Source organism: Streptomyces sp. NPDC059853 (genome assembly GCF_042731495.1).
Taxonomy (GTDB): domain Bacteria; phylum Actinomycetota; class Actinomycetes; order Streptomycetales; family Streptomycetaceae; genus Streptomyces.
In genome coordinates, this window is sequence record NZ_JBHWJL010000193.1 from 1 (window position 1) to 9,940 (window position 9,940).

A 9,940-nucleotide genomic window follows, 5' to 3' on the forward strand; every position below is an offset into this window, starting at 1 on the left:
CCTCGGCGCGGTAGTGCTCCAGCGCGCGGCTCTCGTGGCCCGGCAGCGGCCGGCCGTCGGCGCGCACCACGCGCCACCAGGGGACGGTGCCGCCGTACAGCGCCATCGCGCGGCCGACCTGGCGGGGGCCGCCGCTGCCGAGCAGCTCGGCGATGTCGCCGTACGTCATCACCCGGCCGGGCGGGATGCGTTCGGCGGCGGTGAGCACCCGGTCGGCATAGTCCGGGAGCCGGTGCGCGCTGCTGGTCATGGCGCCCATGGTGCCGTATGTCACGGACAGTCCCCGGCCGGCCGTCACTCGTGCCACTATCGTCACAGTGACGAAGACCGAGGAAACGGCCAGTGATACGGGGCGAAGAAGAGGCGGAGCGACTCCGGGCGGGGCGGGCGCCGGGGCATGACGAGGGGGAGGGGCTGTACGACGCCATGAGCGGCATGAGCGGACAGTCACCGGCCGTACGGCAGCCCTCCGGAAGCCGCAAGCGCGCCAAGGCGGCCCGCCGGGCGAACAGCCTGCGGCGGCAGGAGGCCAAGCGGCTGGCCGAGGAGGCCCGCGACCGGCCCCCGGCCGCCCCGTCGGTGGCGCCGGGGCCGCCGCCGGACTCCGGCCGGGCCGCCGGGCGCGCCGAGCCCGCCGGGTCCTCTCCCGTACCCGCCGGTCCCGGTGCGGAGTCCGTGGCGGAGCCGGCGCCGGTACCGCTCGCCGACCGTCTGGAGATCGACGAGCCGATCCTCGCCGCGCGCGTCCACCGCCCCGGCGATCTGATCCGTTCCCTGTTCGGGCTGCTCGGCATCGCCCTGGTGCTGCTGACCGCGACGTTCGCCGTCGGCACCACCGAGGGCATCGAGACCGACATCAACAACAGCGCGGACGGCGCGCCGCCGCTGCTCATCTCCTTCGCGGGCTTCGCGTCCTCCGTCGCCGTCCTCATCGTTCCGGTCGCCTTCGCCGTCGAACGCCTCATCAAGCGCGACGGACTGCGCATCGCGGACGGTGTGCTGGCCGCCGTGCTCGCGCACGGCGTCTCGCTGTCCTTCAGCCTGTGGGTGGCCCGGGTCGCCCCCGAGTCCGTGCAGAACGCCCTCACCCGGGACGCCCCCTCGGGGGTCGGGCTGACCGACCCGGTGCACGGCTACCTCGCGCCCGTCATCGCCTACGCCACCGCCGTGGGCATGACCCACCGGCCGCGCTGGCGGCTGATCATGATCGCGGTGCTGGTGCTGGACGCGGTCTCCGTGCTCGTGGCCGGCTACACCACGCTCTTCTCCATCCTGGTCACCGTCCTCATCGGCTGGACCATCGCCTACGGCACGCTGTACGCGGTCGGCACCCCGAACGTCCGCCCCACCGGCCAGCAGTTGCTGGCCGGGCTGCGGAACGTCGGCTTCCGTCCGGTCAGCGCGCTGCGCACCGAGGAGCCGCCCGGTTCCGAGGGCGCCGACGCCGGTGACGGCGAGGCGGGGCAGCTCACCCGGCGCTATCTCGTGACCCTGGAGACCGGTCCACCGCTGGACATCACGGTGGTGGACCGCGCCCAGCAGGCGCAGGGCTTCTTCTACCGCGCCTGGCGCCGGCTGACGGTGCGCGGCATCACCCAGCGCCGCAGCCTGCCCTCGCTGCGGCAGGCGCTGGAGCAGGAGGCGCTGCTGGCGTACGCGGCGATCGCCGCCGGGGCGAACGCCCCCAAGCTGATCGCCACCTCCGAACTCGGCCCGGACGCGGTGATGCTCGTGTACGAGCACATCGGCGGCCGGTCGCTGGAGTCGGTCCCGGCGGACGAGATCACCGACGATCTGATGGCGGCGTCCTGGCGGCAGGTGGTGGCGCTCCAGTCGCGGCGCATCGCGCACCGCCGGCTGGACGGGCACTCGCTGCTGGTGGACCGTGCCGGCCAGGTGTATCTGACGAACCTGCGCGGCGGGGAGATCGCGGCCGGTGACATCCCGCTGCGGATGGATGTCGCGCAGCTGCTGACGACCTTCGGCCTGCGCGTCGGCGCCGAGCGGGCGGTGGCCTCGGCCGTCGCCGTCCTCGGCCCGGACGCGGTGGCCGACAGCCTGCCGATGCTCCAGCCGATCGCGCTGTCCCGCACCACGCGCACCACGCTGCGCCAGCTGGGCAAGGAGCGGGCGGCGCGGGAACGGCAGGCCGTCCTCGACGCCGTACGCGCCTACCGCGAGGCGCGCGGCGCGCTGCCCGAGGACGCGGACCGCAAGACGGTCAAGGCCGCCAAGCAGGCCGAGAAACAGGTCATGGAGCAGGCGCTGGAGGACTCCAAGGAGTCCGACCTGCTCTCCCTGATCCGGCAGCAGGTGCTGCTGGTCCGGCCCGAGGCCGCCATAGAACCGGCCCGGATGGAGCGGGTGCGGCCCCGTACCCTCGTCTCCTTCATCGCCGCCGCCTTCGCCGGCTACTTCCTCATCACGCAGCTGGCGGAGCTGAAGATCGACCAGGTCATCGACAACGCCAACTGGTGGTGGGTGATCGCGGCGGCCTGCTTCTCGGCGCTGACGTACTTCTCGGCCGCCGTGAGCCTGCTGGGCTTCGTACCGGAGAAGGTGCCCTATCTGCGCACCGTGGTGGCGCAGGTGGCCGGTTCGTTCGTGAAGCTGGTGGCGCCCGCCGCGATCGGCGGTGTCGCGCTGAACACCCGGTATCTGCAACGGCAGGGGCTGCGGCCGGGGCACGCGGTGGCCAGCGTGGGCGCGTCCCAGCTGTTCGGTCTGGGCAGCCACATCACGCTGCTGCTGACCTTCGGCTATCTGACCGGCACCGAGCACACGCCGAATCTCTCGCCGTCCCGCACGGTCATCGCCGGGCTGCTGACGGTGGCGGTGCTGGCGCTGATCGTGGCGGCGGTACCGGCGCTGCGCAAGACCATCTCGGAGCGGGTGCAATCGCTCTTCGCCGGGGTGGTGCCGCGCATGCTCGATGTGGTGCAGGAGCCGAAGAAGCTGCTGAGCGGCATCGGCGGGATGCTGCTGATGACGATGGCGTTCGTGCTCTGTCTGGACGCCTCGCTCCAGGCGTTCGGCGTGGAGATGAGCTACCCGACGGTCGCGGTGGTGTTCCTCGCGGGCAACGCGCTGGGCTCGGCGGCGCCGACCCCGGGCGGCATCGGCGCGGTGGAGCTGGCGCTGACAGGCGCGCTGGCGGCGTTCGGCGCCCCGACGAACCCGGCGCTGGCGGCGGTGCTGCTGTTCCGGCTGATGACGTTCTGGCTGCCGGTGCTGCCGGGCTGGCTGGCGTTCACGCATCTGACCCGGAAGGAAGCCCTCTAGGCACGGCGGGTCTACCCTCCTTCCCGGAGCACCACCCGAAGGAGAACCGCCCCGTGTCCGCCAGCGTCATAGCCGCCTTCTGGGCGCTCTCCGTCCTGCTCGTGCTGGTGCCGGGCGCCGACTGGGCGTACGTCATCACCGCCGGGCTGCGGGACCGCTCCGTCGCACCGGCCGTCGGTGGCCTGCTCCTCGGGTACGCCGCGCTGACCGCCGTCGTGGCGGCGGGAGTGGGCGCCGTCCTGGCGGGCAGCCCCGCGCTGCTCACCGCGCTCACCGCGCTGGGGGCGGCCTATCTGGTCTGGCTCGGGGCGACCGCGCTGGCCCGGCCCGCCGCCCCGGCGGCCGAGGCCGGAGGCGAGGCCCCGGCCTCCCGGTGGGCCAAGGTGCTCAAGGGAGCGGGCATCAGCGGCCTCAACCCGAAGGCGCTGCTGCTGTTCGTCGCCCTGCTGCCGCAGTTCACCTCGCGGGACAGCGGCTGGCCCCTGGCCGTGCAGCTTGCCCTGCTCGGCCTGGTGCACACCGTCAACTGCGGGGCGGTGTACGCGGGCGTGGGGCTGACGGCGCGCGCCGTACTGCGCTCCCGCCCGGCCGCGGCGCGCGCCGTCAGCCGGCTCTCCGGGCTGGCGATGGCCACCATCGGGGTCCTGCTGCTCGCCGACCACCTCACCACCTGACCCACGGGGCGCAGGCGCCCGCCCAACTCCCGGGGCGGCCTTGCACCTGCGAGCCCATTCGGCCTAACGTGCCGCACATGCGTTCCTATACGATCGGCCGCGCCGCCCGGCTCCTCGGGGTCAGCCCCGACACGGTCCGCCGCTGGGCGGACGCCGGGCGGCTGCCGACCCGGCGGGACGACGCCGGAAAGCGGCTCATCGAAGGCGCCGACCTCGCGGCCTTCGCCGTCACGCTCGCCGCCGAAGGGGCGGACGACGACGCGGGCGAGGCGTACACCAGCACCCGCAACGCCTTCCCCGGCATCATCACCGCCGTGAAACTCGGCGACATCGCCGCCCAGGTGGAGATCCAGGCCGGACCGCACCGGCTGGTCTCCCTCGTCACCCGGGAAGCCGTCGAGGAACTCGGTCTGGCCGTCGGCATGGAGGCCACGGCCCGGGTCAAGGCCACCAGCGTGCACATCGACCGGGGGAACGAGCTGTGAGGAACCGTCCGCTCGGCTGCGCGGCGGCCCTGACCGCCACCGTCCTGCTCGCCGGCTGCGGCACGAACGGCGACGGCGACGGCGACCGCGCCACCACCGAACTGACCGTGCTGGCCGCCGCCTCCCTCACCGACGTCTTCACCGAGGCCGGCCCGCTCTTCGAGGAGGAACACGAGGGCGTCACCGTCCGGTTCTCCTTCGCCGGCTCCCAGGAACTCGCCGCCCAGATCCACCAGGGCGTCCCCGCCGACGCCCTCGTCACCGCCGACACCGCCACCCTGGACGCGGTGCGCGCCGAGACCGGCGACCACGGCGCGCCCACCGTCGTCGCCCGCAACGCACTCGTCATCGTCACCCCGCCCGGCAACCCCGCCGGCGTCACCGGCCTCGCCGGCCTCGGCCGAGAAGGGCTCCGCCTCGTCCTGGCCGCCCCCGAGGTCCCGGCCGGCCGCTACGGCGAGGAGATCCTGGACCGGGCCGGCGTCACCGTCACCCCCGTCTCCCAGGAGCCGAACGTCCGCGCCGTCCTCGGCAAGGTACGGCTGGCGGAGGCCGACGCGGGCCTCGTGTACGCCACCGACGCCGCCTCCGCCGGGGACGAGGTGGACACCGTCCCCATCCCGGCCGCGCAGAACGTCGTCGCCGAGTACCCCGCCGCCGTCCTCAACAGCACCGGGCACCCCGACGAGGCCGCCGCCTTCGTCAGCTGGCTCGGCACCGGGCCCGCCCGGGACCTGCTGGCCGAAGCCGGCTTCGTCACCCCGTGAAACGCCGCACCGCACCGCTGACCCTGCTGCTCCCGGCGGCCGGGGCGGTCGCCTTCCTCCTCGTCCCGCTGCTCGGCATCGTCACCCGCGCCCCCTGGTCCTCCCTCGCCGGCCGGCTCACCGACCCGGCCGTCACCGAAGCCCTGCGGCTCTCCCTGGTGGTGTCGGCGTGGGCGCTGCTCGTCTCGCTGCTCCTCGGCGTCCCGCTCGCCTGGCTGCTGGCCCGCGCCCGGATCCCGGGCAAACCGCTGATCCGCTCGCTCGTCCTGCTCCCCATGGTGCTGCCGCCCACCGTGGCCGGGGTGGCGCTGCTCCAGGGCTTCGGCCGGCGCGGACTGCTCGGCGACTGGCTGGCGTCGGTCGGGATCGGCCTGCCGTTCAGCACGGCGGGCGCGGTGGTCGCCGCCGCGTTCGTCGCCATGCCGTTCCTGGTCATCAGCCTGGAGGGCGCGCTCGCGGGCATCGACCCGCTGTACGAGGAGGCCGCCGCCACCATGGGCGCGGGACCGCTGCGCATCCTGTGGCTGGTGACGCTCCCCATGGCGCGGCCCGCGCTGGTGGCGGGGGCGGCGCTGGCCTGGGCGCGGGCGCTGGGCGAGTTCGGCGCAACCATCACCTTCGCCGGGAACCTGCCGGGCACCACCCAGACGCTGCCGCTCCAGGTCTATCTGCTGCTTCAGAACGACCCGGCCGGGGCGACCGCGCTCTCCCTGCTGCTGCTCGCGGTGGCGGCCACCATCCTCACCGCCCTGCGCGGCCGGTGGCTGCCGGTGGGCGGGGGCGGACGCTGAGGGTCACCCGCATGCGCCCCAGCACGTGCGGGGCCGGCGGGCGGGACCGGAAGATGAGCGTCCCCGACCGATCGGAGCCGTCGATGTACCGTGCCCGCCTGACCGCCGTCCTCTCCGTCCTGGCACTGCTGCCGGCGGCGGGCTGCACGGCGGACGGTGGCCCCGAACCCATCGCGGGGACGGAATCGCCGTCGGCGAGCGGCCCGGTGGCCACCGACCAGCTGCCCGAGGAGCTGACCGGCCAGAAACCCGACTGGTCGGCCTGCCAGGCGCCCGACGCGGAACAGGGCGACACCGGCGGCTCGCCCTCCCCGCTGCCGGACGGCGCGACCTGGGAGTGCGCCACCATGAAGGCCCCCGTCGACTACTCCGACCCCGGCGGCGACACCCTCGACCTCGCCCTGATCCGGGCCCGCACCCCGGCGGGCGGCGACGAGCGCATCGGCTCGCTGCTGTTCAACTTCGGCGGACCGGGCGGCTCCGGGGTGGCCACCCTCCCGGCGTTCGGCAGCGACTACACCGAACTGGCCAAGCGCTACGACCTGGTGAGCTTCGACCCGCGCGGCGTCGGCGCCAGCGACGGCCTGGTGTGCCTGAACGGCAAGCAGCTCGACGAGTACTTCGCCGAGAACCTGGTCCCCACCGACGAGGCGGAGGAACAGAGCCACCTCACCCGCCTCCGTTCCTTCGCCGCCGCCTGCGAATCCGCGGCGGGGCCGCTCCTCCCCCACCTCACCACCGTCAACACCGCCCGCGACATGGACCTGATGCGGCACGTGCTCGGCGACGACAAGCTGCACTACTTCGGCATCTCGTACGGCACGCAGCTGGGCGGCGTGTACGCGCACCTCTTCCCCCAGCGGGTCGGCCGCGCGGCCCTGGACGCGGTCGTGGACCCGACCGCCGACGCCCGGCAGGGCGCGCTCGCCCAGGCCGAGGGCTTCCAGCAGGCGCTCACCACGTACATGGAGAGCTGCGCGCAGCGCGAGAACTGCCCGCTGGGCGGCTCCCCGGAGGAGGGCGAGCAGAAGCTGAACGACTTTCTCGACGGCCTGCGCTCCACCCCGCTCCCCACCCAGGACCCGGACGGCCGGCCCCTCACCGAATCCCTCGCCTGGGGCGGCATCGCCCAGTCCCTGTACTCGGAGGACTTCTGGCCCTTCCTCACCCAGGGGCTGGAGGAGGCGATGGCCGGGGAGGACCCGGACGGCACCATCCTGCTCACCCTCGGCGACTCCATGAACGGCCGCAATCCGAACGGCAGTTACTCCACCCTCCAGTCCTCGCTCGTGGCGATCAACTGCGCCGACACCGACCAGCGCTACGACGTCGCGGACGTGCACGACGCCCTGCCCGAATTCACCGACGCCTCCCCGGTGTTCGGCCCCGGCATGGCCTGGTCCCTGCTGAGCTGCACCGACTGGCCGGTGACCGGCGCCCAGGCCCACCCGGACGTCAGCACCACCACCGACGCGACGATCCTGCTGGTCGGCACCACCGGCGACCCGGCCACGCCGTACGCGGGCACCACGAACATGCGCACCGCCCTGGGCGAGGACAAGGCGGTGGAACTCACCTACGAGGGCGAGGGCCACGGCGCGTACAACAGCGGCAACAGCTGCGTCCAGGACACGGTCAACGCCTACCTCCTGGACGGCAAGGTCCCCGAGGACGGCAAGACCTGCTCCTGAGCGCGGGCGCGCCGGGCGAGTGGCCCGGGCGGGACCCGGCGCTCAGAACGTGCGGGCCAGGAGCAGGGTGCCGAGGGCGAGCATCGTCGTGGCGACCAGGGCGTCGAGCAGCCGCCAGGCTCCGGGGCGGGAGAGCAGTCCGCCCAGCAGCCGGGCGCCGTAGCCGAGGGCGGTGAACCACACCAGGCTGGCCAGCATCGCGCCCGCGCCGAAGACCCAGCGCAGCGAGCCCCGTTCGGCGGCGACCGAGCCGAGCAGCAGCACGGTGTCCAGGTAGACGTGCGGGTTGAGCCAGGTCATGGCCAGGCAGGTGAGGACGGCGGTGCGGACGGAGGCCGCCGTCGTGCCCTCCGTGGAGAGTGCCTGGCCCTCGGCGGGCCACAGGGCGCGGCGGGCGGCGAGGGCGCCGTAGCAGAGGAGGAAGGCGCCGCCGGCCAGGCCGATCGCGGTGAGGGCGGCGGGCCAGGCGGTGACGAGCGCGCCGAGTCCGGCCACGCCGAGGGCGATGAGTACGGCGTCCGACAGCGCGCAGATGGCGACCACCGCGAGCACCGCCTGTCCGCGCGCGCCCTGCCGCAGGACGAAGGCGTTCTGCGCGCCGATGGCGACGATGAGGGAGAGGCCGGTGCCGAAGCCGGCGAGGGCGGTGGGGGCGAGGGCGCTGTTCACGAGGTACGACGCTAAGGACACCGCTGTCATGAGTACAGCTAAAGTTTCTTAGCTATCGTAAGGAATCATGATGACGGATCTGCCGGTCGACCAGGTGCGCACGCTGCTCGCCGTCGTCGACGAGGGGACCTTCGACGCCGCCGCCACCGCCCTGCACATCACGCCCTCCGCCGTCAGCCAGCGGATCAAGACGCTGGAGCAGCACACCGGGCGCGTGCTGCTGATGCGGACGAAGCCGGTGCGGCCCACCGAGTCCGGGCAGGTGGTGGTGCGTTTCGCGCGCCGGCTGGCCGCGCTGGAGCGGGACGCGCGCGAGGAACTGGGGATCGCGGCGGGCGCCGGGGCGGCCCGGCTGCCGATCGCGGTGAACGCGGACTCGCTCGCCACCTGGTTCCTGCCGGCCCTCACCCGGGTGCCCCAGGACCCGCCGATCTGCTTCGACCTGTACCACGAGGACGAGGCCCACACCGCCACCCTGCTGCGTGAGGGGCAGGTGATGGCGGCGGTGACCTCGGCGGCAGAGCCGGTGGCGGGGTGCCTGGTGCGCCCGCTGGGCCGGGTCCGCTATCTGCCGGTGGCCGCGCCCGGGTTCGCCGGGCGGCTGCTGGCGCGCGGCCCGCTGGCCGCGCATCTGCCGGACGCACCGGTGATCGTCTTCGACCGGCGCGACATCCTCCAGGACCGGTTCGTCCGCGACCTCACCGGCGGCACGCACGGCGCGGCGGCGCTGCGGCACCACGTCCCCACCTCCGAGGGCTTCCGCGACGCGATCACCGGCGGTCTGGGCTGGGGACTGGTCCCGGAACCGCAGGCCACGCCGCTGCTGCGCTCCGGCGCCCTGACCCCGCTGGCGCCTGGCCGGCGGCTGGACGTCCCGCTGTACTGGCAGCAGTGGAAGCTGGACGTGCCGCCGCTGGCCCTGGTGGCCCGCACGGTGGCCGACGCCGCCGCCACCTCCCTGTACCAGCCATGACAGACCGCCCGGGTAGCCTCCCCGGGGAGGTGGTTCGGTGCGGCGCGCGGTGGGGGTCCTGGCCGGGATGTGTCTGCTGGCGGCCGGCTGCACCGCCGCGCCCGGGGACGGCGACGCGCCGATCCCCGGCGTCGGGAACCCCTCCGCCGCCCCGCCGGCCGCCCCGGGCCCGGAGTTGCCCGCCGCGCTGACCCGGCAGCAGGTGGACTGGGACGTCTGCGGTGCCCCCACCCCCGAGCAGGGCGCGGGCGAGGCGCCCGGCGCCGAGTGGGAGTGCGGCCGGCTGACCGTGCCGCTCGACTACGCGCGGCCGGACGGGGAGACGCTGAGCCTCGCGCTGATCCGGATCCGCGCCGAGCCGGGCGCCGGGCGGATCGGCTCGCTGGTCTTCAACTTCGGCGGCCCCGGCGGCTCCGGCGTCGCCACCCTGCCGCGCGTGGCCCGCACCTACGAGCCGCTGCGGCAGGGCTTCGACCTGGTCGCCTTCGACCCGCGCGGGGTGGGCGCCAGTTCCCCCGTCGTCTGCCGCGACGGCGCCGCCCTGGACGCCGCCGCGCAGGAGGACCCCGGGGTGCCCCGCACCCGCGCCGAGGGCGAGGAACGGGCCC

The 9,940-nt window shown here is 74.4% G+C and carries 9 protein-coding genes and 1 pseudogene; 8 read left to right on the top strand and 2 right to left on the bottom strand.

What is annotated here, in order from left to right:
• The coding region (locus tag ACFV5N_RS19115; RefSeq protein ID WP_385601065.1) for an MGMT family protein at positions 1-250 on the bottom strand (250 nt) is incomplete at its 3' end.
• A 185-nt stretch (positions 251-435) separates the two neighbouring features.
• Here ACFV5N_RS19115 and ACFV5N_RS19120 point away from each other — a divergent pair.
• The 6 genes from ACFV5N_RS19120 (at position 436) to ACFV5N_RS19145 (ending at position 7,690) form a co-directional block, all read left to right on the top strand.
• On the top strand, positions 436-3,282 hold the full coding sequence (locus ACFV5N_RS19120) for a flippase-like domain-containing protein (protein WP_385601068.1): 2,847 nt from the start codon (positions 436-438) through the stop codon (positions 3,280-3,282).
• A 53-nt stretch (positions 3,283-3,335) separates the two neighbouring features.
• On the top strand, positions 3,336-3,956 hold the full coding sequence (locus ACFV5N_RS19125; protein WP_385601071.1) for a LysE family translocator: 621 nt from the start codon (positions 3,336-3,338) through the stop codon (positions 3,954-3,956).
• A 77-nt stretch (positions 3,957-4,033) separates the two neighbouring features.
• Complete coding sequence (locus ACFV5N_RS19130) at positions 4,034-4,441, top strand: molybdopterin-binding protein (RefSeq protein ID WP_385601074.1); 408 nt, start codon at positions 4,034-4,036, stop codon at positions 4,439-4,441.
• A complete protein-coding gene (modA, locus tag ACFV5N_RS19135; protein WP_385601076.1) occupies positions 4,438-5,208 on the top strand; it encodes a molybdate ABC transporter substrate-binding protein in 771 nt (256 codons plus the stop codon). The genes ACFV5N_RS19130 and modA overlap by 4 nt, the downstream gene beginning before the upstream one ends.
• Complete coding sequence (locus tag ACFV5N_RS19140) at positions 5,205-5,999, top strand: ABC transporter permease (protein ID WP_385601079.1); 795 nt, start codon at positions 5,205-5,207, stop codon at positions 5,997-5,999. The genes modA and ACFV5N_RS19140 overlap by 4 nt, the downstream gene beginning before the upstream one ends.
• A gap of 83 nt (positions 6,000-6,082) precedes the next feature.
• The gene (locus tag ACFV5N_RS19145) at positions 6,083-7,690 is read left to right on the top strand and encodes an alpha/beta hydrolase (protein WP_385601082.1); all 1,608 of its coding nucleotides are present in this window, start codon (positions 6,083-6,085) and stop codon (positions 7,688-7,690) included.
• 42 nt (positions 7,691-7,732) lie between these two features.
• Here ACFV5N_RS19145 and ACFV5N_RS19150 read toward each other — a convergent pair whose 3' ends face one another.
• A complete protein-coding gene (locus ACFV5N_RS19150) occupies positions 7,733-8,359 on the bottom strand; it encodes a LysE/ArgO family amino acid transporter (protein ID WP_385601085.1) in 627 nt (208 codons plus the stop codon).
• A 70-nt stretch (positions 8,360-8,429) separates the two neighbouring features.
• Between ACFV5N_RS19150 and ACFV5N_RS19155 the strand changes: the two genes are divergently transcribed.
• Together ACFV5N_RS19155 and ACFV5N_RS19160 are read left to right on the top strand one after the other, a co-directional pair.
• The gene (locus ACFV5N_RS19155; RefSeq protein ID WP_385601087.1) at positions 8,430-9,332 is read left to right on the top strand and encodes a LysR family transcriptional regulator ArgP; all 903 of its coding nucleotides are present in this window, start codon (positions 8,430-8,432) and stop codon (positions 9,330-9,332) included.
• 37 nt (positions 9,333-9,369) lie between these two features.
• Positions 9,370-9,940 (top strand): annotated as a pseudogene (locus ACFV5N_RS19160) (alpha/beta hydrolase); the annotation flags it as partial.

What these genes read in the sequence shown, in the direction of transcription:
- ACFV5N_RS19120 (WP_385601068.1), top strand. Translation starts at nt 436, where the DNA reads ATGAGCGGACAGTCACCGGCCGTACGGCAGCCCTCCGGAAGCCGCAAG.
- ACFV5N_RS19130 (WP_385601074.1), top strand. Translation starts at nt 4,034, where the DNA reads ATGCGTTCCTATACGATCGGCCGCGCCGCCCGGCTCCTCGGGGTCAGC.
- ACFV5N_RS19145 (WP_385601082.1), top strand. Translation starts at nt 6,083, where the DNA reads ATGTACCGTGCCCGCCTGACCGCCGTCCTCTCCGTCCTGGCACTGCTG.
- ACFV5N_RS19155 (WP_385601087.1), top strand. Translation starts at nt 8,430, where the DNA reads ATGACGGATCTGCCGGTCGACCAGGTGCGCACGCTGCTCGCCGTCGTC.